Raw genomic sequence first — 22,675 nt, forward strand, 5'->3', positions numbered from 1 at the left:
GTCGGGCTTCCGGGCGCGGGGCCGCGGGTAGTGGTGGCGGTGACGGACGGGGGCGTGGAGGCCGGAAGGACGGGTGGGCTCGGTGGTCAGGGTCCGGGGAACGATGCCGCTGCACCGTCTCGACGTACCGGAGCCGCACCGGCTGCCGTTCGCGATAGGGACGTTCGACACGATCGGGCCGCTGTCCCGGGCCGCGTTCCCGCACCGGCACACCTTCTACGAGATCGCCTTCGTCACCGGCGGGCGCGGCGCCCACGTCGTCGACCTGTGCCGCCGCCCGCTGCGCCCGCCGCACCTGTGCGTGATCACCCCGGGCCAGGTGCACCACTGGGAGGACGTCAGCGGGCTCCAGGGCTGGGTGGTGCTGTTCGACGACGTGTTCCTGATGGCGCACCCGGGCGACCGCGAACTGCTGCGCGTCCTCGGCGAACAGCCCCCGCCCCGGCTCGACGACCGGGCCGCGGCGGAGACCGCCTCGGTGCTGACGCAGATGCGGCGCGAGTCGGAGGAGCACGGGGAGGCGGCGGCCTCGGTGCTCCAGGCGTACCTGCACATCCTGTGCGTCCGCGCGAGCCGGGCCCGTACCCCGGCGGGCGGTGCGGCGGCGCGGCCCGGGCGGGCGGCGGCGCTGGCCCGGGAGTTCGCGCGGCTGCTGACACTGCCCGGCGGCGCGGCCCGGAACTCGGTGCGGTCCTGGGCGGCCGAACTGGGCGTCTCGGTCAGCTATCTGCACGAGGTGGTGAAGGGCACGACGGGCCGGACCCCGGCGCAGCTGATCCGCGAGACGCAGGTGCTGGAGGCCAAGCGGCTGCTGGCCGGTACGGGGCTGCCGGTGGGGCGGGTCGCGCGGGAGCTGGGCTTCGCCGACCCGGCGTACTTCTGCCGCTTCTTCCGGCGGGAGACGGGGCTGACGCCCGGCGCGTTCCGGGAGGCTGCGGGCGGGCGTACCGGAGGGATTCACCACGGTCACCGCAGTCCGTCCATCGACCGGCCGGTGGACGCTTCCTAGCGTCGGTCGGGCGCGGCACTCCCCTGTCCGCCGCGCCGAACGGGCCGCGCCACGCGGCCCGTTGCTCCGGGCTGCCGCCGCGCGCGGCCGCTCGGGGCAGGCTTCCCGAACCTCCCGAGGAGACCGCTGTGCAGGACCATCCGAGAGACCGTACGGACCGCCCCGCCGCCGAGGGCGCGGGGCACGAGGCGCCCTCCCGGCGCGGCGTCAGCCGGAAGACGGTGCTGCGCGCTGCCGCCGCCGTGGTCCCGGCCGCCGTGCTGCTGGGCGGCGGCGTACCGGCGCTGGCCCGCGAACAGGCCGCCGCGGGGCGGACCCTGGCCCCGACGCCGGCCTGCGACGACGGTGACGACCCGACGCCGCCGCAGACCGAGGGCCCGTACTTCAAGCCCGACTCGCCCGAGCGTTCCTCCCTGCTGGAGCAGGGCGACCCGGGCGGCGGCGTGCTGCTCACCGTCACCGGCTACGTGTTCGGCACCGGCTGCCGGCCGCTGCCCGAGGTGCTGCTGGACTTCTGGCAGGCCGACACCCAGGGCGCCTACGACAACACCGGATTCCGGTACCGGGGGCACCAGTTCACCGGCCAGGACGGCGCGTTCACGCTGACGACGGTGCTGCCGGGGCTCTACCCGGGCCGGACGCGGCACCTGCACGTCAAGGCACAGGCGCCGGGCGAGCGGGTGCTGACGACGCAGCTGTACTTCCCCGGCGAGCCGCGGAACGAGACGGACACGATCTTCGATCCGGCGCTGCTGATGAACGTCCGGGACGCGGACGGCGGCAAGGAGGCCACGTTCGACTTCGTCCTGGAGGCCGGTTCCGCACGCTGAACCGCGCCGGGCCGCCCCGTCAGTTCCGGGGCGGCCCGGTCCCGGCGGCGGGGGCCAGGCTGCGCAGCGTCGCGGTGTGCACGGCGCGGGCCAGGCGCGCGCCCCACAGGGAGCGCGGGCCCGCGAAGCTCTCGGCGGCGGCGCCTCCGTCGTGCTCGGTGCGCGCGGCGACGCACACCGCGTCGGTGGGGGTGCCGGAGCAGTCCAGGCCGCTCTCCAGCAGGGCCTGCGTCTTCGCCTCGGTGGCCGTGGCCACGGCGTTGACCAGCGCCGCGTCGGTCAGCGGCACGGGCACGGCGACGAGGATGTTGACCGTCCCGGGCGGGGGCACCGTCCGCCCGCCGACGCCCGGCGCCGCCGCCCAGCAGGTGACGCCGACCCCGGCGGTGACCCGGGCCCGTACCCCTTCGTCGTCCGCCTCGCCGTACGCCGCGACCTCGGCCGCCGTCATCAGGCCGACGCCGGGGCCCTCGGCGCCCGCGGCACCGGCGACCTCGCGCAGGTGCGCGACCGGGTCGGTGCGCCCGTACCCGGGCGGGACCTGGAGGTTGAGCACCCAAGCCCGCTCCCCCAGCCCGCCGCCGAGCACGGCGCTGCTGACCATCCGCCAGCCGGGCCCGGCCCGCCACAGCAGCGCCCCGCGGTGCTCGCCCGCCGTGCCGCGCCCGGCGGGCGCCAGCAGTTCCACCTGCGGGACGGGCGGACCGGCGGTTCCGGCGGACGCGGCGAGGGTCACAGGGCTCCTTCGACGGGCGGGCGGCGGGCGGTCCCGTGGGCCCGGGGCCGGGCGTCCGGGACGGGTGGATCCGGGTGGAACGGGCCGCGCGGGTGGTACGGGTGCGGCCGGCCGGGGAAGGGCCGCCGAGTCACCCTATCCGGGGGCCGGAGGGCGAGGATCCGCTCCCCGGCGGCCGGAACATCCGCCGCCCGGCAGGCGTTCCGGAAGAGTCATCGGCAGAACGGGAGATCACATGAGCGCTTCGCGCGGCGCACGCCCCCTGTCCTTCGGCGCGGAACCCTCGGGCGCCCGGCTGGCCAGGATCGAACGGTCACCGCACTACGACCGGGCCGCCGGACGCTTCCGCAACCCCGAGCCGGCGCCCGACGCACCGGCGCCCACCGGCACCCGGGGCGCGATGGCCCGCGCCCTGCTCCGCCGCGCGGGGCGCAGGCCCGCGGGCGAGATCCCCGTACGCCGTCCCGACCTGTCGGTGCCGCCCTCGTCGGGGCTGCGGCTGACCTGGTTCGGGCACTCGACGGTGCTCGCCGAGATCGACGGGCGGCGGGTGCTGTTCGACCCGGTCTGGGGGATGCGCTGCTCGCCGTTCAGCTTCGTCGGGCCGCGCCGGATGCACCGGCCGCCGCTGCCGCTGCGGCAGCTCGGCCCCGTCGACGCCGTGGTGATCTCGCACGACCACTACGACCACCTCGACCTGCCGACGGTCCGCGCGCTCGCCGGGAGCGGCACGTTCTTCGCGGTGCCGCTGGGCGTGGGCGCGCACCTGGAGCGGTGGGGCGTCCCCGGGGACCGCTTCACGGAGCTCGACTGGTACGAGTCGGTGGACGTCGCGGGGCTGACGCTGACGGCGACCCCGGCGCGGCACTTCTGCGGGCGCGGCATCCGCAACCGGCAGCGCACCCTGTGGGCCTCGTGGACGGTGACGGGCCCCGAGCACCGGGTCTTCCACAGCGGCGACACCGGGTACTTCCCCGGCTTCGCCGACATCGGCGAACAGTACGGGCCGTTCGACGCGACGATGATCCAGATCGGCGCGTACAGCGAGTTCTGGCCGGACATCCACATGACGCCGGAGGAGGGGCTGCGCGCCCACCTCGACCTGACCCGCGCGGACAGCGCCCTGCTGCCCATCCACTGGGGGACGTTCAACCTGGCGCCGCACCCGTGGGGCGAGCCGGGCGAGCGGACGCTGGCGGCCGCCGGGGAGGCGGGCGTGCGGGTGGCGGCGCCGGTGCCGGGCGGCAGCTTCGAGCCGGCGCAGCGGGAGCTTCCGGTCCACCCCTGGTGGCGCGAGTGCACCGTGCCGGGGAGCGCCTCGAAGGGCACCGGCGGCGCGGGCCTCGGCGAGACGCTCGCCACGGGCGCCGAAGCGGCAGGCGAAGCAGCCACCACCGACGAACGCTCCCCGGCCCCGTAAGGGGCGCGGGGAGGTGCGCCCCGTTAAGGGGCGCGGGGAACTGCGCGACAAGCCACGGCGTACGGGGCGGCCCGGTGACGGCATTGCGCACCCCGCGCCGGGGCGGGCGCTGCGCTTGCCAGCCCTGCGCCTTGGCGCAGTTCTCCCAAGCGCGGGGTGACCCCGAAAAGGGGCGCGGGGAACTGCGCGAACCCCGTGCCGAAACCGTCACGGCTTGCGCGCCACCCCCGCGTAGACCGACAGCTCCGCGTCCGTGATGTCCGGCTGGGGTTCTGACGGGTCGGGGCGCCAGCGGTGGCAGACGACGAGGCCCGGGTCCAGGAGTTCGAGGCCCTCGAAGAAGCGGGCGACCTCGGTGTTGGAGCGGATCTGCCCCTCCGTGACGGTCGACTGGTACGCCTCGGAGACCCGCGTGAGCAGGTCGGGGTCGAAGTCGGCGGTGGCGTGGGTGAGGACGAGGTAGCTGCCGGAGGGCAGCGGGTCCAGCAGCCGCCGCACCAGGTCGTAGGCGCCGCGCTCGTCGGTGAGGAAGTGCAGCAGCGCGATCATGGACAGCGCGACGGGGCGTCCGAGGTCGAGCGTCTCGCGCAACTCGGGGGATTCCAGGAGCTGTTCGGGCTCGGTGACGTCGGCGTGGACGTACGCGGTGCGGCCCTCCAGGCTGCTGGTGAGCAGCGCCTGCGCGTACTGGAGCACGATCGGGTCGTTGTCCGCGTACACCACCCGGGAATCGGGGGCGACGGACTGGGCGACCTGGTGCAGGTTGGGCTCGGTGGGTATGCCCGTGCCGATGTCGAGGAACTGCCGTACGCCGGCCTCGGCGGCGAGCCAGCGGGTGGCGCGGCGCATGAAGGCCCGGTTGAGCTGGGCGCCGAGCTTCACCCCGGGCCAGATGCGGGCGACGCGTTCGGCGGCGACCGCGTCGGCCTCGTAGTTGTTCTTGCCGTTCAGCCAGTAGTCGTAGACGCGGGCCGAGTGCGGTCTGCTGGTGTCGATCGGCGGTATCGGCGGCTGTGAAGTCACGGTCTCGTCGTCTCCATCACGCGGGGATCTCCCGGCAGCCTCTCACCGATCGGCGCTCCCCGGCACCGTACGGGCGCCTCCTTCGCCCTCGGGGGTGGGTGAACCGCCGCACGGACGCCGGTACTTGGGCGTGCGTGGTCGCGGTTCAGGCCATGGCGTCCACACCGGTGAGGTGGCGGCCGATGAGGAGCTTCTGCACCTGGCTGGTGCCCTCGTACAGGGTGAGGACGCGGGCGTCGCGGAGGTACTTGCCGACGGGGTACTCGTCGATGAAGCCGTAACCCCCGAACACCTGGAGGCAGTTGTTGCTGACCCGCACGGCGGTCTCGCTCGCGTGGTACTTGGCGACGGACGCCTCCGTCGCGTACTCCTTCGGCGTCGCGCCCGCGTCGGCCGTCAGCGCGGCCTGGCGGGTGAGCAGCCGGGCGGCCCTGGTGTCGACGGCGGCGTCGGCGAGGAGTTCCTGGACGAGCTGGAAGGAGGCGACGGGCCTGCCGAACTGCTCGCGCTCGGTGGAGTACCGCACGGCCGCGTCGAGTGCGGCCTGGGCGAGGCCGACCGCGCCGGCGGCGACGGAGATCCGGCCGCGGGAGAGCGCCCCGAGGGCGATGCCGAGCCCGCGGCCGGCCTCGCCGAGCCGGGCCGAGTCGGGCACGCGGACGCCGTCCAGGGTGAGTTCGGCGGTGGCCTGGCCGCGGAGGCCGAGCTTGCCGTGGATCTCGGTGGCGGTGAAGCCGGGGGCGGAGGTGGGGACGAGGAAGGCGGTGAGGCCGTCGTCGCCGGTGCGCGCGAAGGTGAGGGCGACGGAGGCGAGGGTGCCGTTGGTGATGAACATCTTGGTGCCGTCGAGAATCCAGTCGCCACCGTCGCGCCGGGCCCTGGTGGTGACGGAGGCGGCGTCGGAGCCGGTGCCCGGCTCGGTCAGCGCGAAGCAGCCGAGCGCCTCGCCGCGCACCAGCCGGGGTATCCACTCCGCCTTCTGCGCGTCGGTGCCGTGCGCGGCGATCGTCTTGGTGACGAGGCCGAGGGAGACGGAGACGATGCCGCGCACGGAGGAGTCGCCGCGTCCCAGCTCCTCGGTGACGAGGGTGTAGCCGAGCATGTCCGTGTCCACGCCGCCGTACTCCTCGGGGATCATCAGGCCGAGGAAGCCGAGCCGGGCGAGGCGGGGCACGATGCCGGGGTCGACGCGTTCGGCCCGGTCCCACTCGCGGACGTGCGGGACGATCTCGCTGTCGACGAAGGCGGCAGCGGTCGCGCGGATGTCGCGCTGGGTGTCGGTGAGGCCGAAGTCCCGTGGGTCCATGGGGTGTTCTCCCGTTCCCTCTGCTGTTCCCGCTCACGCTGCCAGCGGCATTGATCGGGGTCCAATACCGAACTAAGGTCGCTTTGAGACGTGGCAGCGATGAGTCGGTGGCAGCGGAGGGGAAACGCGTGGAACTCCGCCATCTGACCTCCTTCGTGGCGGTCGCCGAGGAGCTGCACTTCGGCCGGGCCGCGAAGCGGCTGCAGATGGCGCAGCCGCCGCTGAGCCAGCAGATCCGGCAGCTGGAGAAGGAGCTGGGGGTGCCGCTCTTCGAGCGGAGCACCCGCTCGGTGCGGCTCACCAGCGCGGGCGAGGCGTTCCTCGCGCCGGTACGCACCGTCCTGGAGGACCTGGACATCGCGACCCGGGTGGTGCGGGCCGCCGGGCGCGGCGAGTACGGGCGGGTGCGGGTCGGCTTCGCGGGCGCGTCCAGCCATACGGCGCTGCCCCGGCTGACGCGCGCGGTGCGGGCCGCGCACCCGGGCATCGAGCTGGTGATGCGCGGCCAGACGTACGCCAACCGGGCGCTGTCCCGGGTGGCGGACGGCTCGCTCGACCTCGGCTTCGTCCGGCTGCCCGTGGCGCAGCCCGGGGTGGAGACGCGGGTGATCGGCGAGGAGGAGATGGTGTGCGCGCTGCCGGCCGACCACCGGCTGGCGCGGCAGGAGCGGATCGCCGTGGCGGACCTGGCGGACGAGCCGTTCGTGACCTTTCCCGCGAACACCGGGTCGAGCCTGCGCGACATCGGCCTCCAGGCGTGCGAGGCGGCCGGGCACCGGCCGCGGATCGTGCAGGAGGCGCCGGACTCGTACACGATCCTGGCCCTGGTGGCGATGGGCGTGGGCGTCACGCTGACACTGACGTCCTGCATGCACATCCAGCAGACGGGCCTGGTCTACCGGCCGCTGGCGGGGCCGCCCGTGGTGCTCCAGGCGGCGCTGGCCTGGCGGCGCGACAACCCCTCGGCAGCGCTGCGCAGCGTGCTGGACGTCGCCGCGGACTGCCTGCCGACGCCGGGGGCCGAAGGGCCTTCCGCGGCGGCGGAGTTGAGGCGTCCGCCGGATTGAGACGGATCTCGTCTCGGTCCGAGGGGGATCGGGTATTGGACCGGTCCCGGCGCCGGTGGAAGGCTCGTCAGCCGTAGCCGGTTCCCCGTTCGCATCCGGAAAGGTCGCCCATGTCCGCGTCGCCCCTCACCGCACCGTCCGACGTCGTCGTCAGCGCCCCGCTGCGCACCCCGATCGGGAGGTTCGGCGGCGCGTTCGCCGGGCTGCGGCCGGCGGAGCTGGCGGCGCGGGTGGTCGGCGAGGTGGTCGCGCGGGCCGGGATCGCGGGCGAGCGGGTCGACGAGGTGATCCTCGGCCACGCGTACCCGAGCGCCGAGGCGCCGGCGATCGGCCGGGTCGCCGCGCTGGACGCGGGGCTGCCGGTGACGGTCACCGGCAGCCAGATCGACCGGCGCTGCGGCTCGGGGCTCCAGGCGGTGCTGGACGCGGCGATGCAGATCCGGGCCGGTTTCAGCGAGGTCGTCGTCGCGGGCGGGGTGGACGTGATGAGCGCCGCGCCGTACTACACGCACGAGGGCCGGTGGGGCATCAAGGGCCCGGGGCTCCAGCTGCACGACGCGCTGGCGCGCGGCCGGGTCACGGCGGGCGGCGCGCACCACCCGGTACCCGGCGGCATGATCGAGACGGCCGAGAACCTGCGCCGCGCGTACGGCATCGGCCGGGACGAGCAGGACGCGCTGGCGCTCCGCTCGCAGGCCCGCGCCGGCCGCGCCGTCGCGGAGGGCCGGTACGCGGACGAGATCGTGCCCGTCACCGTGCCGGGCCGGAAGGGCGACGCCGGCGACATCACGGTCACGGCCGACGAGCACCCGCGCCCGGAGACCACCGCGGCCCAACTGGCCGGGCTGCGCCCGGTGATGGGCAAGCAGGACCCGGAGGCGACGGTCACCGCGGGCAACGCCAGCGGGCAGAACGACGCGGCCGCCGCCTGCCTGGTCACCAGCGCCGCCACGGCCGAGCGGCTGGGCCTGACGCCGCTGGTGCGGCTGGTCTCGTTCGCGCGGGCCGGTGTTCCGGCGGCGACCATGGGCCTGGGCCCGGTGGCCTCGACCCGGCTGGCGCTGGAGCGCGCCGGGCTGTCGCTGGCGGATCTGGACCTGATCGAGCTGAACGAGGCGTTCGCCGCCCAGGTCCTCGCCTGCACCCGGGAGTTGGGCCTGACGGAGACCGACCACGAGCAGCGGATCAACGTCAACGGCTCGGGCATCTCGCTGGGCCACCCCGTCGGCGCCACCGGCGCGCGCATCCTCGCCACCCTGGCCCACGAGATGCGCCGCTCCGGCGCCCGGTACGGGCTGGAGACCATGTGCATCGGCGGCGGCCAGGGCCTGGCGGCGGTCTTCGCGCGGGTCTGAGGCGCGGGTACGAGGCGCGGGTACGAGGCGCGGGCCCGGCGGCAACTCCCCTGCCGGGCCCGCGCGTTCCGGCGTCTCAGCCGCGGACGCGGAAGGTGCGGGTGGTGCCCCGGACCGGCCGGGCGGCACCGGCGAGGGGCTTCGCGTCGCCGAAGTACCGGACGCGGTAGGTGCCGGGCTCGGCGTCGCGGGGCACGTCCCAGGTCACGGTGACCTGGGAGGCCGCGACGCCCTCGCGGGACCAGCGGAAGGCGGTGGACCAGTCGCCGTCGTCGGCGACCGTGCGCCAGCCGCCGCCGGGCCGCCGCCGCTCGACGCGCAGGAAGGTGCCGCCCCGGTGCAGGTCGTTGCCCGGGTGGGCGCCGCAGAACACCGCGCGTACCCGGTCGCCCGCGCGGTAGGCGGCCCGCGGCTGGGTCAGCACCTCGCCGAACTCCCGTCCGGCGCCCGGCGCGTCGTGCACCACCCCGGGCTGGAGCGACAGCGCCTTGTCCGAGAGGTCGGGCGAGGCGGGTCCTGGCGGCAGGGTGCGCCCGTCGCGCAGGGCGCGGGCGAGCCGGTCGGCGGTCTGCTGGAGCGCGGGGAGCTGCCAGCGGCCGAAGAGGGTGCTGCCGCCCTCGTAGTGCTGCGCGTCGTACTCCTCGGGCGTGGTCACGTAGTGGAAGTAGGAGTTGGCGTACCCGGCGACGAGGACGTCCTCCAGCTCGGCACCCACGGCCTCCGCGACGGTCCGCCGCAGCCGCAGCCCGGCCCCGATGGTGACCTCGCCCGGGATGCCGATCAGGTACAGGCCGCCGATGCGCATCAGCTGGACGGGGACGATCTCCTGCACCCAGGGGTAGATCCGGTTCATCTCGCCGACCGGCGCGAAGATCCCCTTCGGGGCCTGCGCCTCGCGGAGTTCGGGCGAGGCCTGGTACAGGACGGAGTCGGACACCGCGTCCCAGAAGGGGTTGTCGCCCTCGTCGAAGCCGGGGAAGGCGGGCCCGTCCTCCAGGCTGCCCGCCGCCATCGCCGCGCCCACGGCGGGCTTGGACGTGCGGTGCCGCCGCCCGTCGCCGGTGAACTCGGGCTCGACGGTGACCTCGGAGAGGTCGACGCGCACCAGCCGCGAGGCGACCCCGCCGCCCATCCGGGTGCCGCGCCGCGCGAGCTGGCGGGCGGCGGCCTCGTACTGGCGCAGCCCGTTCTCCCGGGTGGCCTCGAAGTCGGCCGGGGTGGTGGGCGGCTGGAGCTCCAGGTTGGGGGACATGTCGCCCGCGTTGGTCTGCGCGAAGGCGGCCACGAAGCCGATTCCGGAGCCCCCGCCGGTGAGGTAGTCGCCGCCCTCGGTCTCGCGCTCCCAGTGGTAGGCGGCGTAGCCCTTGTTGTCGGCGCTGATCAGCCGGTTGTCGCCGGACATGCTGGTGCCGTGGGTGGCGAACCAGTTGACGGCGCCCACGGGGCGGCCGTCGCGTTCGACGCGCAGCAGCGTCGTCTGGGGGTCGACGGCGTCGGGGAAGTGGGAGCGGATGTCGGCCGGGTTGCGCGCGAACGCCTCGCGGGAGCGGTTGACGCTGGCGCCGTGCAAGGTGCCGTGGGTGAGGACGAGTTCGGAGGGGGCCAGGTCCTCGTGGGCGCGGACGGCTGCCTCGGTGATGCCCTCGGCGACGGCGTCGAAGGTCGCCCGGTGGAAGCCGAGGGTGGTGATGTTGTAGAGCAGGTGGTGCGAGTAGCCGCCGGGGCCCGCGTGGGTGTGCGTTCCGGCGATCATGACGTTCTGCTCGGTGTAGAGGCCGCCGTAGCGCTCGTCCAGGCGCCGGAGCACCTCCTGGTGCACGCTCTCGAAGATCATCGGGGAGTCGACGATCACCAGCAGCACCCGCTCGTCCGCCGCTCCCCCGCGCCCGGCCCGCTCCGGGTCGGCGATGACGAACGCGCGGGCCCGCAGCCGGGTGTGCAGGCCCTCGGCCTGCTGGTCCGTCCGCCCGTACCCCATCATGCCGACCTCGGCGATCTCGCCGGTGGCGTCGGCGACGCCCCGGCCCACGAGGTAGCGGGCCCGGGGCGCTTCGGATGCGGCGGGTGCGGGGGACGCGGCCTGCGCCGGGGACGCGGCGGCCGTCACTCCGGCGGCGAGCGCGGCACCGGCTCCCGTGCGCAGAACCTTCCGGCGGCTGTGGTCGTGGGACATCGTTCGGACGCGCTCCCCTCGGGGTTACTCCAGGTAAGGCGAGGAGAGGCTCTCAGCCCGGGCACCCCCTGGCAATGCGTCGGCGCAAGATCGCACAAAAACATCGCCGCACACCGGAGTGGCGACCCGTCCGCGTCTCACCAGGCCAACAGGCGGGGATCGGGGGCCGGTTCGGGGGCGGAGGCCTCGGCCTCGGGGGACGGCGCCTCGCGCCCGGCGAGGCGGGCGAAGGCCTCGGCACCGGCCGCGGCGTGCGCCAGCCAGCGGACGACGGCGTCCACCGCGCCGTCGTCCAGCTCGGAGAGCCGACGCAGCGCGAGCCGGTCGCCCTGGGCGGGCGGGACGCCGATCTCGGTCAACTTCGCCTGCAGCAGTAACAGGTGACGGTCCGCGGCGCGCAGCCCGGGCCGCGCGCCGCCCTTCCCTGACTCCCGGAACTCGTGCTCCATGACGCTCTCGCCTCCTCACCGACCGGACCGGCGGCCCGTGCGGCCACCGGCTTCCGGCTGCTCCCACATCACGAACACCGTCCCGGGTTGCACCGTAACGCCGCTTTCGCCCGATCGGCCCACGACGGACGCGGGCGCGGGCACACGAAAGCGCCCGGGGCGCACGGAGGTTGGCCCTCCGCACGCCCCGGGCGCGGCAGCGGTACGTGCGCTCAGTCCACCCGCAGCGCCGCGAGCTGGTCGGCGAACGGGACGACGTCCGCGAACTCGCCGTCCGCCCCGGCGGCTTCCTCGCCGGCCGCCGTCGTACCCGCGATCAGGGCGGCCAGTTCGCCGGCGGCGCGGTCGATACGTTCACCGAGGCCGTCCGTCCGCCCGTCGCCGCCGGCACCCCAGTCCTCCGGGGCCGCGTAGACGGCGGTCGGGACGACCACCGCGCGCAGGTAGGCGAAGAGCGGGCGCAGCGCGTGCTCCAGCGCCAGCGAGTGCCGGGCCGTGCCGCCGGTGGCCGCCGCGAGGACGGGCTTGCCGTGCAGCGCCGTGTTGTCGAGGTTGCCCAGGACGTCGAAGAACGACTTGAACAGCCCGCTGTAGGAGGCGCTGAAGACGGGCGTGACCGCGATGACGCCGTCCGCCCCGGCCACCGCCTCCAGCGCCTCGCGCAGCGCGGCGCCGGGGAAGCCGGTGACCATGTTGTGCGCGATCTCCGTGGCGAGGTCCCGCAGTTCGACGACGCGCGCCTCGGCGGCGGGGCGCGCCCCGGCGGCCAGATCGCGGGACGTGGCCTCGGCGAGGCGGTCGGCGAGCAGCCGGGTGGACGAGGGCTCGCTCAGCCCGGCCGAGACGACGACGAGCTTCGGGTTCTTCATGCCTGCGTCCTCTCCTGGTCGTTGGTGTCCCCGGCCTCGCGACGGGCCAGCAGCGAGGCGTGCGTCGGCCCGTCCGGCACCTCGGCGGGCCGTCCCTTGGCGAACTCGCGGCGCAGCACCGGCACGACCTCCTCGCCGAGGATGTCGAGCTGCTCCAGGACGGTCTTCAGCGGGAGCCCCGCGTGGTCCATCAGGAACAGCTGGCGCTGATAGTCGCCGAAGCTGTCGCGGAAGCCGAGGGTCTTCTCGATGACCTCCTGCGGGCTGCCGACGGTCAGCGGCGTCTGCTCGGTGAACTCCTCCAGCGAGGGCCCGTGTCCGTACACCGGCGCGTTGTCGAAGTACGGCCGGAACTCGCGGACGGCGTCCTGGGAGTTCTTCCGCATGAACACCTGGCCGCCGAGGCCGACGACCGCCTGCTCCGGGGTGCCGTGCCCGTAGTGGGCGTAGCGCTCGCGGTACATCCGGATCAGCCGCACGAAGTGCTCGCGGGGCCAGAAGATGTTGTTGGCGAAGAAGCCGTCACCGTAGTAGGCGGCCTGTTCGGCGATCTCCGGGCTGCGGATGGAGCCGTGCCAGACGAACGGGGGTACGCCGTCGAGCGGGCGCGGGGTGGCGGTGAAGCCGGACAGCGGCGTGCGGAAGCGGCCCTTCCAGTCGACCACGTCCTTCCGCCACAGCTCGTGCAGCAGCGCGTAGTTCTCGATGGCCAGCGGGATGCCCTGCCGGATGTCCTGCCCGAACCAGGGATAGACGGGGCCGGTGTTGCCGCGTCCCATCATCAGGTCGACCCGGCCGTCGGCCAGGTGCTGGAGCATCGCGAAGTCCTCGGCGATCTTCACCGGGTCGTTGGTGGTGATCAGGGTCGTCGAGGTGGACAGCAGCAGCCGCTCCGTGCGTGCCGCGATGTGCCCGAGCATGGTCGTCGGCGAGGACGGGACGAAGGGCGGGTTGTGGTGCTCGCCGGTCGCGAAGACGTCGAGGCCGACCTCCTCCGCCTTGAGCGCGATGGCGACCATCGCCTTGATCCGCTCGTGCTCCGTCGGGGTCCTGCCGGTGGTGGGGTCCGTCGTGACATCGCCGACGCTGAAGATCCCGAACTGCATGGCACTCACCTGTCGAGGTTGTTCATCATTCAACTACATCCGGGCCAACCGTACCCGCCCGGCGGGTATTCCCCCACCCCCGGCCCCTGTTCCCGAGGGTGAACGGAGGGCCACGTACCGCTTCCGGGATCCGGCGCGCGATCTGCACAACGGGAGCTGGTCACTCCGCCCGGAGCGCCGTATCGTCACGGACATGTGGCCCCAACTGCCCCTGGTGTCCTTACGATTGACCGCATCCGCAGTCGTCTCCGCGCTGCTCCTGACCGCCTGCGGCGGGAGCGGGCGGCAGGAGAACAAGGGCGGCCTGGAGAAGAGCACCGTCACCGTGGCCGGTCTGCCGCTGACCGACGGCGCGGCGCTGCACATCGCCCAGCGGCGCGGGCTCTTCGAGAAGGAAGGGCTGAAGGTCCGCATCCAGCCCGTGCAGCAGAGCATCCAGGCCCTCCCGGCGCTCGCGAAGGGGCAGGTCGACGTGATCTCCTCGGCGAACTACGTGACGTTCCTCCAGGCCGGGGAGAAGGGCACCCTCGCACCGCGGGTGCTCGCGGAGGGTGCGACGCTCTCCCCGCACATGATGGACGTCGTCGTCCCCCGCGGCTCGCGGATCAAGGACGCGCGGGACCTCGCCGGGAAGAACGTCTCGGTGAACGTCCTCAACAACATCCAGTCCCTCACCCTCGACCACATCCTCCGGGAGGGGCAGGACGGCAAGGGCGCGAAGGGCCCCGAGTACCGGCAGATCCCCTTCCCGCAGATGGGCGTCGCGCTGGAGAAGGGCCAGGTGGACGCGGCGCACCTGGCCGAGCCGTTCCTCAGCGAGGTCAAGCGCGACCTCGGCGCCCGCACGGTCGTCGACGGCGGCGCCGCCCCGGCCGAGGGCCTGCCGATCAGCGGGTACGTCACGACCGAGGAGTTCACGCAGCGCAACCCGAGGACCGCCGCCGCCTTCCAGCGCGCCGTCCGCGCGGCCCAGGCGATCGCCGCGAAGGACCGGGGCGCGGTGGAGCAGGTGCTGCCCGGGTACGCGCGGATCAAGCCCGAGGAGGCCCGGCGGATCACGCTGCCCGGCTATCCGCGGACCACCAGCACGGCCCGGCTCCAGCGGCTGGCCGACCTGATGACGGAGCAGGGGCTGCTGAAGCGGAAGGCCGACGCGGCCTCCCTCGTCCACTCCCCCGGCCGGTGAGCCGGCACGGGCCGCCGGGCACGGCACGTTCCGGCCGGGCGCGGACGGTGCTGCTCGGCGGTCTCGGGGTGCTGGTCACGCTCGGGGTCTGCGAGGCGCTCGGCCGGGCCGGGCTCGTACGGCGCGAGGACCTGCCGCCCGTCACCGAGGTGCTGGCCCGCGCCGCCGGGCTGGCCGCCGATCCGCTGTTCCTGGACGGGCTGCTGGCCACCGCGCGGGCCTGGGCCTCGGGACTGGGGCTGGCGGTCGGGCTCGCCGTCCCGGCGGGGCTGCTGCTCGGCAGTGTGCCCGCGGCCGCGACGGCGGCGCGCGCCCTCGTCGAGTTCCTGCGGCCGGTGCCCTCGGTGGCGCTGATCCCGCTGGTCTCGCTGCTGCTCGGCTCGGGCACGGCCACCGAGGTCACGCTGATCACCTACGCGTCCGTCTGGCCGGTGCTGTTCAACACGGTGTACGGGCTCGGCGAGGTCGACCCGGCGGCCCGCGAGACGCTGCGGGCCTTCGGCTTCGACAGGTTCCAGGTGCTGCTCCGGGCCGCGCTGCCGGCCACCGCCCCGTTCATCGCCGCCGGGGTCAGGATCGCCGCCGGGACGGCGCTGGTCCTCGCGGTGGCCACCGAGATCCTGGCGGGCTTCGGGGAGGGCCTGGGCACCTTCATCGCGCAGGCGGGGAACGCCACCGACGGGACGGTGGACGTGCTCGCCGGTGTGGTCTGGGCGGGCGCCGCCGGGCTCGCGATCAACACGGCGCTGGTCGCGGCCGAACGCCGCCTCTTCCCCTGGGCCCCGGAACACCGCGCCCGCACGGCCGGGGCGGCGGCGTGACCGGGCCGCGGGTGCTGCGGGACCGGGCGCTGCGCTGGGGTGTGCCCGCGCTGGCCGTGCTGCTCTGGGAGGTGGCGGCGCGGGGCGAGGGGAGCGTGTTCTTCCCGCCGCCGTCCCGGATCGTGGCGCACGCCTACGGGCTGTGGTTCTCCGGCCCCGCCGGGCACGTGTTCCTCACGGACACCGCCGTAGGGAACCTGCTGCCCAGTCTCGGCCGGATGGCCCTCGGCTTCGCCCTCGCCGCCCTGGCCGGGATCGTCGCCGGGCTCGCCCTGGGGCGTTCGGCGACGGCGTACGCGCTGTGCGATCCGGTGCTCCAGTTCGCCCGCGCGGTGCCGCCGCCGGCGCTGGTGCCGGTGTTCGTGGTGCTGTTCGACTTCGGGACGCCGATGCAGCTGGCCTCGATCGTCTTCAGCGCCGTCTGGCCCGTGCTGATCAACACCGCCGAGGGCGCGCGGGGCGTGGACCCGGCGTACCAGGAGACGGCGGTGGTGCTGCGGCTCTCGCGCGCGCAGCGGCTGTGGCTGCTGCTGCTCCCGGCCGCGCTGCCGCGGATCTTCGCCGGGCTGCGGCTGAGCCTGTCGCTGGCGCTGATCCTGATGGTCTTCTCCGAGCTGCTGCCCGGTTCGGCGAACGGCATCGGCTTCCAGCTGACGGACGCGCAGACCCGTTCCGACCTGCTCACCGTCTGGGCCGCGATCGTGCTGCTCGGGGTGCTCGGCTACCTGCTGAACACGCTGCTGCTCGCCGTCGAGCACCGCGTCGTCCCGCGTACCCGTACCGGAACCAGCAACGGAGGTGCCCCATGACCGGGGGAACCCGACCGACCGTCCGCGACGCCGTGTTCGGCCTGTGCCGGAGCACGGGCATGACGACGGTCTTCGGCAATCCGGGATCGACGGAGGCCGCGTTCTTCCGCGACTGGCCGGAGGAGTTCCGCTACGTGCTGGGCCTCCAGGAGTCCGTCGTGGTGGCCATGGCCGCGGGGCACGCGCTGGGGACCGGCCGCGCGGCCCTGGCGCTGCTGCACTCGGCGGCCGGGGTCGGGCACGCCATGGGCGCGGTGTACGACGCGTACCGGGACCGCGTCCCCGTGGTGATCGTCTCCGGCCAGCAGTCCCGCGAACTGCTGCCGCTGCGGCCCTTCCTGCACGCCGACGAGCCCGAGCAGCTGCCCCGCCCGTACGTGAAGTGGAGCCGCCAGCCCGCCCGCGCCGAGGACGTGCCGGCCGCGCTGGCCGAGGCGCACCGGGTGGCGACGACCCGCCCGCGCGGCCCGGTGCTGCTGTCGGTGCCCGAGGACGACTGGGACCGCGCGGCCGCGCCGGTGCCGCCGCGCGCCGTGGACGACGGGTTCACCGCGGGCGCCGGGTCGCTGTCCCGGCTGGCGGAGCGGCTGGCGGAGTGCGCGCGTCCGGCGCTGGTCGTCGGCCCGGGCGTGGACGACGAGCGGGTCACGGACGAGGTCGTGGAGCTGGCCGAACGGACCCGCGCCGCCGTCTGGTTCAGCCCGATGTCGTGCCGGTCCGGGTTCCCCGAGGACCATCCGCTGTTCCAGGGCTTCCTGCCGCCGGTCCCCGGTCAGCTCGCCGACCGGCTGGGCGGCCACGACCTCGTCCTCGCGCTCGGCGCCCCCGTGTTCCGCTACCACGTACGGGCCGACGGGCCCCATCTGCACCCGGGGACGGAGCTGTTCCACCTCGACTGCTCGGCGGAGGACGCGGCCTGGCTGCCGCACGGCACCAGCGTGCTGACCGCGCTCGGCCCGGCCGTCCGCGCGCTGAACGCCCTGGTCGCCCCCGCCACCAGGACCGCGCCGGCCCCGCGCCCGCTGCCCGGCAGCCCCGAAGGCCCCCGCCCCGCGCCGGAGTCGGGCCCCGCGACGGCGGCGCGGCTGCTGGACCTGCTGCGCGAGCGGCTGCCCCGGGACGCGGTGCTGGTCGAGGAGGCGCCGAGCCACAAGGAGGCGCTGCACACCCGGCTGCCCGTCACCGCCCCCGGCGGCTACCTGACCACCGGCACCGGCGCGCTCGGCTGGGGCCTCCCGCTGGCGGTCGGCCGCGCCCTCGCCTCGGCGGAGGAGGACGGGTCCGCGGTGCGGCGGGTGGTGTGCGTCGTCGGGGACGGTTCGGCGATGTACTCGGTGCAGGCGCTGTGGACCGCGGCCCGGCTCGGCGCCCCGGTCACGTTCCTGCTGCTGGACAACCAGGGGTACGCCGCCGTACGGCAGTTGGGGGCGCGGGCCGGGGTGGCGCGGGTGCCGGGGACGGACGTCGGCGGCATCGACTTCGCGGCGCTCGCCCGCTCGCTGGGCTGCCCCGCCGCGTACACGGACCGGGCCGAGGGGCTCGCGGACGCGCTCGCCGCCGCGCTGGAGCCGGACGGCGGCGGCCCGGCGCTGCTGCACGTCCGCGTCCAGGACGACGAGCGGGACGCCTCGGCGGCCTATCCGGCGCGGGAGGGCTGACCGGTGCTCACCTTCCACTCCGTCCGCCACGACTACGGCGGGCACCGGGTGCTCGACGGGGTCGATCTGACCGTGCCGCGCGGCCAGTTGCTCAGCCTGGTCGGCCCGTCCGGCTGCGGGAAGTCGACGCTGCTGCGCTGCGCCGCGGGGCTGCTGCGCCCGGCGGGCGGGCACGTGACCGTCGACGGCGCCGAGGTGGACGGGGTGCCCGAGCGGCTCGCCGTCGTCTTCCAGGACTACAGCCGCTCCCTCTTCCCCTGGCTCTCGGTACGGGACAACGTGGCGCTGCCGCTGCGGCGCACCGCCCTCGCGCGGGACGAGCGGCGGGAGCGCGCGGCGGGGATGCTGGAGCGCGTCGGGCTGGGCGGCAGCGGGCGGCGGTACCCGTGGCAGCTGTCCGGCGGGATGCAGCAGCGGGTGGCGCTGGCCAGAGCGCTGGTGTGCGAGCCGGCGCTGCTGCTGATGGACGAGCCGTTCGGCTCCCTGGACGCGGGCGCGCGGGAGGAGTTGGAGGATCTGCTGCTGTCGGTGCACGCGAACTCCGACGCGACGATCCTGCTCGTCACGCACGACATCGACGAGAGCGTGTACGTCGGCGACCGCGTCGTCGTGCTGACCCCCTCCCCCGGGCGGGTGCGCGCCGACCTGCCGGTGGAACTCCCGGCGGTGCGCGACCAGGTGGCCACCCGGCAGGACCCGGCGTTCGTCGCGCTACGGGCCCGCGCGGGCGCCGCCGTCCGGGGGCTGGACCCGGCGACCGGCCGAACGGACGCCGCTGACCAGGGACTTCAAGAAAATCCGGAGAATTTCACCGGCCCGCGATGAGTTCCGCCGAGCACGCCGGTCACCACTGCGTCCGTACCGGTCCCCGCCCGTGGCGCGTCCGCGCCCGGCGGCCGCAGCAGTGGAGGCGTCGTGGGTCGCGTCATTTCCAGCATGTCGATGTCACTGGACGGCTTCGTCGCCTCCGGTGACCGCGACCCGTTCCCGGAGACCTCCGACGCTCCGGAGGACCCCCCGGGCGCGTTCGTCATGGGAAGGCGCTCCTACGAGTACTGCCGGGACGGGTCGGGGCCCGGGGCGTCCGTGCCCTGCTTCGTCCTCACCGCCGAGCCGCATCCGGCCGCCGGCGACGGCCCGTTCACCTTCGTCACGGACGGGATCGAGAGCGCCGTGCACCGGGCCAGGGCGGCCGCCGGGGACGCGGACGTCGGGCTGCACGGGGGCGCCGCGGTGCGACAGTGCCTGCGCGCGGGGCTGCTGGACGAGCTGCGCATCCGGCTGGTGCCGCGGCTGCTCGGCGGCGGCATCCGGCTGTTCGACCACCTCGGGACGCGGCGGGTGGACCTGGAGCGGACGAAGGTGATCGAGGGCCCGGAGGCCACCCAGTTACGCTTCCGCGTCCTCGGCTGACCGGCGCCGGCCGCCCCGGAACAGGGGCGTGCCCCCGGGCAGACGGCGCTGCTGCCCGGGGGCACGGCTCGGGTGCGGGTCGGCAACCCGGCGGTCAGCCGCCGATGTTGACGTCCACGCAGGCGTAGAAGGCGTTGGCGGTGTCGGCGATGTTCCACACGGCGAGCACCTTCTGCTTGCCGCTGTGGCCGCCGAAGTCGACCTGGTGCGAGACGGTCTCGCCCGGCCGCTTGCCTCCGTCGTCGAACGAGGCGACCTTCTGGCCGCCGACGAAGTACTCCCAGGTGCTGGTGGCGTGACGTGCGGTCAGCTTCCAGTTGAAGGAAGCGGACTTGCCGACGGGCGTGACCTTCCAGCCCTTGCTGTCGTCGTCGAGCTCCTTGAACTGCTGGTTGCCGCCACTGCAGCTCTTCAGCCCCTTGGGCCCCTCGACGCTCTGCGGCTCCCATTTGATCTGCCCGCAGTCGACGGTGCCCTGGGCGCACTGCGCCTGACGGCTCGGCGGGGAGTTGACGTAGCCGTGCGCGCTGGCCGGGCCCGGCATGGCCAGGACGAGCACGGGCGCGACACCCGCGCCGATCATCGCGGCGAGTTTCCGCTTCGTGTGCATGCAAGCTCCTTCACGGTGGGCCGCCCCGTCGAGGTGGGGAGTGCGGCACGGGAGGTGCGTACCGCTCCTCGGGACGGCGTCGTTGCGCGTGAGGGCAACGTGGTTCCGGATTGCCAGCGGTGGGGGCCGGCCGCCCCCGTGAAGTGCTGACGACCGCGCGCTGGAGGGCCCGGCTCCACGCCCGCCATTAGGTCTAGACCTTACCGATTGTTTGCCCTCGGTCAATACCTCGCGCACCCAACCGCCTTACGGGCACGGCGAGTTCACCGTCGGCGGGTGGGGAGGTGGTGGAAGAGCAGGTTGAGGACGAAGGCACAGACGGCGGTGCAGGTGATCGCGTTGCCGAAGACGATCCGCAGGCTGTCGGGCAGGCCGTCGTAGATGTGCGGGGCCATCACCGGGACCATGCCGACGGCCAGCGAGATGGCGATGATCAGCAGGTTCGGGGTGCCGTCGAAGTCGACGTCCTTGACCATCCGGATGCCGACGCCCGCCACCATCGCGAACATCACCAGCGCCGCCGCGCCCACCACCGGGTCGGGCAGCGCGGCCACCAGGGAGCCGAGCCGGGGCACGCAGCCGACCACGATCAGGATCACGCCCGCGACGGCGGTGATCCACCGGCTGCGGGTCCGGGTCATCTCCACCAGGCCGAGGTTCTCCGCGAACACCGTGTCGGGGAAGGAGTTCATCGCCCCGGCCAGTACGCCGGAGGCGCCGTCGGCCGCGAGTCCGCGCCCCAGGTCGCCGGTGGTGAGCGTCTTCCCGGTCATCTCCGCGACGGCGAGCATGCTGGCCGTGGACTCGGTGAAGATCACCAGCATCACCACGCACATCGACACCACGGCGGCGAGCGGGAATTCCGGCGCCCCGAAGAAGAACGGCTGGGGCGTGCCGAACCAGTCGGCGTCACCGGAGGCGGAAAAGTCCGCGTACCCGAGCGGCACCGCGGCGGCCGTACCCGCCAACAGGCCGGCCAGCACCGCGACTTGGCCGAGGAACCCGCGGAAGAGCCGCATCATGACGACGATCAGCACGATGACGCCCGCGGCGAGCAGCAGCCGGGACGGGGCCGCGTAGCCGGGGGCCGAGGCGTCCTCACCGGCGACCATGTCGGTGCCCACGCCCAGCAGGGACAGGCCGATCACGATGATCACCGAGCCGCCGACGACCGGCGGGAAGAACCGCACGAGCCGCGCGAACGGCGCCGCGACGAGCATCCCGAAGACCCCGGCGGCCAGCATCGACCCGTAGACCGCGGGCATGCCGTACTGCTGCGAGATGAGCACCATCGGCGTGATCGCGCTGAACCCCGCACCGGCGACGACGGGCAGCCGCACCCCGAGCACCCGCCCGACGCCGACACTCTGCAGCACGGTGACGACGCCGGCCACCAGCAGGTCCGCGTCGATGAGCAGGGCGACGGTGTCGTGCGGGAGCCCGGCCGCGCTGCCGAAGAGCAGCGGGACGGCGATGGAGCCGGTGTACATCACCAGCACGTGCTGGATGCCGAGGGCCAGGAGCCTTCCCAGGGAGGGCACTTGGTCGACGGGATGCCGCTCCCCGGCCGGCCCGGCGCCCTCGTCGCGTTCCGCCGCCTGTGTCCCGGTGCCGGTCACGCGCGTGGGGACGGGCCGTCGGCGGACGCGGCGCGCAGCCGGGCCATCTCGCGTTCGGCCGCGGTGTTGAGGCGGAGGGCGCGGGAGCCCGCCAGCTTCGCCGTGATGTGCTCGCCGAGCGTGACCGGCGCGTACAGCGGTTCCTCGCCCTCGGGCACGCAGCCGGGCAGCGGGCTGATCACCGCGTCGTGGTTGCCGTCGTGGAAGAACGCGGCGGACCTGCGGCGCACCAGTCGGCCCTCGCCGTCGGTCGGGGGCAGCACCCGGTGCAGCGTGGAACGCCAGCGGTCGTTGGTCCAACGCGCCAGCGCGTCCCCGAGGTTGACCAGCAGGGCGCCCTCGGCGGGGAGCACGTCGTGCCAGGTGCCGTCGTCGTCCAGGATCTGGAGCCCCGGTACGCGGTCGGCCCAGAGCACGGTGACGATGCCGTAGTCGGTGTGCGCGCCCATGCCCATCTGCCGGTTGTCGACGACGGTGGGCTCGGCGGGGAGCGCGTAGTTGTTCATCCGGAGCACGTCGACGGAGCGGTCCGTGTACGGCGCGAAGTGGCCGGGTTCGAGGCCGAGCGCGAGCGCGAAGATCTCGGTGAGCCGCCGGGCCAGCGCCCCCGCGTGCGCGAACCACTCCTCGACGCCCTCCCGCATGCCGGGCACGGCGGACGGCTCGGGCCACACGTTCGCGGGGAAGTGCTCGACGGGGAGCACCGCGCCGGGGACGGCGCCCTGTTCGACGCCGACGTTGAACGCCTCGAAGAGGTCCTCGGGGGTCGTGTGGCCCAGGCTGAGGCTGAGCTTCTCGGCGCGGGGCGGCGTGTAGCCCCGGTTGATCTCGGGCGGCGAGGTCAGCGCCTTCTTCTCGGCCATGGGCAGCGCGAAGAAGCCGTCCATGGCCCGGGCGAGGGCCGCCTCGGCGCGGGCCGGGACGCCGTGCCCGGTGATCTGCATGAAGCCCACGTCGCGGGCCGCCGCGTCGACGGCCTCGGCGATCAGCGCGCGCTCACGTGCCGTGCCCGTCGCCCAGCGGGAGACGTCGATGACGGGTACGTCCAGGGCTCCGTGCGCCGTGTGTCCGCTCTCCGCTCGTGCCATCACAGCGTCCTTCCGGTGGGGGAACGGGGCCGCTGCCCCGTCAGGCGGTTCAACAGTTTGTTGCGGGCACCGGGGGCTGTAAAGAGGGAGCATGCAAGTTCTTGATGGGGCATCAGAAATCCGCGGGT

The 22,675-nt window shown here is 74.5% G+C and carries 21 protein-coding genes; 11 read left to right on the top strand and 10 right to left on the bottom strand.

Annotated elements, in window-relative coordinates:
- Positions 1-103: 103 nt before the first annotated feature.
- The gene (locus HCC30_RS19235; RefSeq protein ID WP_169443837.1) at positions 104-1,009 is read left to right on the top strand and encodes an AraC family transcriptional regulator; all 906 of its coding nucleotides are present in this window, start codon (positions 104-106) and stop codon (positions 1,007-1,009) included.
- A 221-nt stretch (positions 1,010-1,230) separates the two neighbouring features.
- Positions 1,231-1,839 (top strand): dioxygenase, encoded by a 609-nt coding sequence (locus tag HCC30_RS19240; RefSeq protein ID WP_346776708.1) that lies wholly within the window; start codon positions 1,231-1,233, stop codon positions 1,837-1,839.
- Between the two features lie 19 nt (positions 1,840-1,858).
- Here the strand turns inward: HCC30_RS19240 and HCC30_RS19245 are convergent, their stop codons facing one another.
- On the bottom strand, positions 1,859-2,443 hold the full coding sequence (locus tag HCC30_RS19245; protein ID WP_169443946.1) for an adenosylcobinamide amidohydrolase: 585 nt from the start codon (positions 2,441-2,443) through the stop codon (positions 1,859-1,861).
- Between the two features lie 367 nt (positions 2,444-2,810).
- On the opposite strand from HCC30_RS19245, the gene HCC30_RS19250 reads away from it, so the two are divergent.
- Positions 2,811-3,995: an MBL fold metallo-hydrolase gene (locus HCC30_RS19250; protein WP_169443839.1), complete on the top strand. Its 1,185-nt coding sequence runs from the start codon at positions 2,811-2,813 to the stop codon at positions 3,993-3,995.
- 207 nt (positions 3,996-4,202) lie between these two features.
- On the opposite strand, the gene HCC30_RS19255 is transcribed toward HCC30_RS19250, so the two are convergent.
- Both HCC30_RS19255 and HCC30_RS19260 read right to left on the bottom strand, forming a co-directional pair.
- Positions 4,203-5,018: an SAM-dependent methyltransferase gene (locus HCC30_RS19255; RefSeq protein WP_346776696.1), complete on the bottom strand. Its 816-nt coding sequence runs from the start codon at positions 5,016-5,018 to the stop codon at positions 4,203-4,205.
- A 145-nt stretch (positions 5,019-5,163) separates the two neighbouring features.
- Entirely contained in the window at positions 5,164-6,324 is a 1,161-nt protein-coding gene (locus HCC30_RS19260; RefSeq protein WP_169443840.1) for an acyl-CoA dehydrogenase family protein, read from the bottom strand.
- Positions 6,325-6,452: 128 nt separating this feature from the next.
- On the opposite strand from HCC30_RS19260, the gene HCC30_RS19265 reads away from it, so the two are divergent.
- Together HCC30_RS19265 and HCC30_RS19270 are read left to right on the top strand one after the other, a co-directional pair.
- Positions 6,453-7,391 carry a LysR family transcriptional regulator gene (locus tag HCC30_RS19265; protein ID WP_169443841.1) on the top strand — a complete coding sequence of 313 codons (939 nt, stop codon included), beginning with the start codon at positions 6,453-6,455 and terminating at the stop codon, positions 7,389-7,391.
- A gap of 110 nt (positions 7,392-7,501) precedes the next feature.
- A complete protein-coding gene (locus tag HCC30_RS19270) occupies positions 7,502-8,746 on the top strand; it encodes an acetyl-CoA C-acetyltransferase (protein ID WP_169443842.1) in 1,245 nt (414 codons plus the stop codon).
- Between the two features lie 76 nt (positions 8,747-8,822).
- Here HCC30_RS19270 and HCC30_RS19275 read toward each other — a convergent pair whose 3' ends face one another.
- From HCC30_RS19275 to HCC30_RS19290, 4 genes are all read right to left on the bottom strand, one after another.
- On the bottom strand, positions 8,823-10,919 hold the full coding sequence (locus HCC30_RS19275) for a neutral/alkaline ceramidase (protein WP_169443843.1): 2,097 nt from the start codon (positions 10,917-10,919) through the stop codon (positions 8,823-8,825).
- Between the two features lie 137 nt (positions 10,920-11,056).
- Entirely contained in the window at positions 11,057-11,368 is a 312-nt protein-coding gene (locus HCC30_RS19280) for a hypothetical protein (RefSeq protein WP_169443844.1), read from the bottom strand.
- A gap of 212 nt (positions 11,369-11,580) precedes the next feature.
- Positions 11,581-12,237 (bottom strand): FMN reductase, encoded by a 657-nt coding sequence (locus HCC30_RS19285; RefSeq protein ID WP_169443845.1) that lies wholly within the window; start codon positions 12,235-12,237, stop codon positions 11,581-11,583.
- Positions 12,234-13,343 carry an LLM class flavin-dependent oxidoreductase gene (locus HCC30_RS19290; RefSeq protein WP_169443948.1) on the bottom strand — a complete coding sequence of 370 codons (1,110 nt, stop codon included), beginning with the start codon at positions 13,341-13,343 and terminating at the stop codon, positions 12,234-12,236. The genes HCC30_RS19285 and HCC30_RS19290 overlap by 4 nt, the downstream gene beginning before the upstream one ends.
- A 226-nt stretch (positions 13,344-13,569) precedes the next feature.
- Here HCC30_RS19290 and HCC30_RS19295 point away from each other — a divergent pair, with 226 nt between their 5' ends.
- The 6 genes from HCC30_RS19295 (at position 13,570) to HCC30_RS19320 (ending at position 19,230) form a co-directional block, all read left to right on the top strand.
- The gene (locus HCC30_RS19295) at positions 13,570-14,529 is read left to right on the top strand and encodes an ABC transporter substrate-binding protein (protein ID WP_169443846.1); all 960 of its coding nucleotides are present in this window, start codon (positions 13,570-13,572) and stop codon (positions 14,527-14,529) included.
- Positions 14,526-15,350 carry an ABC transporter permease subunit gene (locus tag HCC30_RS19300; protein ID WP_346776697.1) on the top strand — a complete coding sequence of 275 codons (825 nt, stop codon included), beginning with the start codon at positions 14,526-14,528 and terminating at the stop codon, positions 15,348-15,350. Before HCC30_RS19295 ends, HCC30_RS19300 begins: the two co-directional genes overlap by 4 nt.
- Positions 15,347-16,159: an ABC transporter permease subunit gene (locus HCC30_RS19305; RefSeq protein ID WP_346776698.1), complete on the top strand. Its 813-nt coding sequence runs from the start codon at positions 15,347-15,349 to the stop codon at positions 16,157-16,159. The genes HCC30_RS19300 and HCC30_RS19305 overlap by 4 nt, the downstream gene beginning before the upstream one ends.
- Positions 16,156-17,817 (top strand): benzoylformate decarboxylase, encoded by a 1,662-nt coding sequence (gene mdlC, locus HCC30_RS19310; RefSeq protein ID WP_169443847.1) that lies wholly within the window; start codon positions 16,156-16,158, stop codon positions 17,815-17,817. Before HCC30_RS19305 ends, mdlC begins: the two co-directional genes overlap by 4 nt.
- Before the next feature lie 3 nt (positions 17,818-17,820).
- Positions 17,821-18,642 (top strand): ABC transporter ATP-binding protein, encoded by an 822-nt coding sequence (locus tag HCC30_RS19315; RefSeq protein ID WP_169443848.1) that lies wholly within the window; start codon positions 17,821-17,823, stop codon positions 18,640-18,642.
- Positions 18,643-18,732: 90 nt separating this feature from the next.
- Complete coding sequence (locus HCC30_RS19320) at positions 18,733-19,230, top strand: dihydrofolate reductase family protein (RefSeq protein WP_346776699.1); 498 nt, start codon at positions 18,733-18,735, stop codon at positions 19,228-19,230.
- Positions 19,231-19,324: 94 nt separating this feature from the next.
- On the opposite strand, the gene HCC30_RS19325 is transcribed toward HCC30_RS19320, so the two are convergent.
- From HCC30_RS19325 to HCC30_RS19335, 3 genes are all read right to left on the bottom strand, one after another.
- Positions 19,325-19,840 carry a lytic polysaccharide monooxygenase auxiliary activity family 9 protein gene (locus HCC30_RS19325; RefSeq protein WP_169443849.1) on the bottom strand — a complete coding sequence of 172 codons (516 nt, stop codon included), beginning with the start codon at positions 19,838-19,840 and terminating at the stop codon, positions 19,325-19,327.
- 263 nt (positions 19,841-20,103) lie between these two features.
- Positions 20,104-21,459: a nucleobase:cation symporter-2 family protein gene (locus HCC30_RS19330; protein WP_346776700.1), complete on the bottom strand. Its 1,356-nt coding sequence runs from the start codon at positions 21,457-21,459 to the stop codon at positions 20,104-20,106.
- Positions 21,456-22,547 (bottom strand): isopenicillin N synthase family oxygenase, encoded by a 1,092-nt coding sequence (locus tag HCC30_RS19335; protein ID WP_169443850.1) that lies wholly within the window; start codon positions 22,545-22,547, stop codon positions 21,456-21,458. The genes HCC30_RS19330 and HCC30_RS19335 overlap by 4 nt, the downstream gene beginning before the upstream one ends.
- Positions 22,548-22,675: the final 128 nt, after the last annotated feature.

Source organism: Streptomyces sp. HNM0574, from assembly GCF_012726235.1.
Classification (GTDB): domain Bacteria; phylum Actinomycetota; class Actinomycetes; order Streptomycetales; family Streptomycetaceae; genus Streptomyces.

Excerpts from the sequence above, each read along its gene's own strand:
- HCC30_RS19250 (WP_169443839.1), top strand. The coding sequence starts at position 2,811 with ATGAGCGCTTCGCGCGGCGCACGCCCCCTGTCCTTCGGCGCGGAACCC.
- mdlC (WP_169443847.1), top strand. The coding sequence starts at position 16,156 with ATGACCGGGGGAACCCGACCGACCGTCCGCGACGCCGTGTTCGGCCTG.
- HCC30_RS19280 (WP_169443844.1), bottom strand. The coding sequence starts at position 11,368 with ATGGAGCACGAGTTCCGGGAGTCAGGGAAGGGCGGCGCGCGGCCCGGG.
- HCC30_RS19290 (WP_169443948.1), bottom strand. The coding sequence starts at position 13,343 with ATGCAGTTCGGGATCTTCAGCGTCGGCGATGTCACGACGGACCCCACC.
- HCC30_RS19270 (WP_169443842.1), top strand. The coding sequence starts at position 7,502 with ATGTCCGCGTCGCCCCTCACCGCACCGTCCGACGTCGTCGTCAGCGCC.
- HCC30_RS19285 (WP_169443845.1), bottom strand. The coding sequence starts at position 12,237 with ATGAAGAACCCGAAGCTCGTCGTCGTCTCGGCCGGGCTGAGCGAGCCC.
- HCC30_RS19275 (WP_169443843.1), bottom strand. The coding sequence starts at position 10,919 with ATGTCCCACGACCACAGCCGCCGGAAGGTTCTGCGCACGGGAGCCGGT.
- HCC30_RS19335 (WP_169443850.1), bottom strand. The coding sequence starts at position 22,547 with ATGGCACGAGCGGAGAGCGGACACACGGCGCACGGAGCCCTGGACGTA.
- HCC30_RS19260 (WP_169443840.1), bottom strand. The coding sequence starts at position 6,324 with ATGGACCCACGGGACTTCGGCCTCACCGACACCCAGCGCGACATCCGC.
- HCC30_RS19245 (WP_169443946.1), bottom strand. The coding sequence starts at position 2,443 with ATGGTCAGCAGCGCCGTGCTCGGCGGCGGGCTGGGGGAGCGGGCTTGG.
- HCC30_RS19235 (WP_169443837.1), top strand. The coding sequence starts at position 104 with ATGCCGCTGCACCGTCTCGACGTACCGGAGCCGCACCGGCTGCCGTTC.
- HCC30_RS19325 (WP_169443849.1), bottom strand. The coding sequence starts at position 19,840 with ATGCACACGAAGCGGAAACTCGCCGCGATGATCGGCGCGGGTGTCGCG.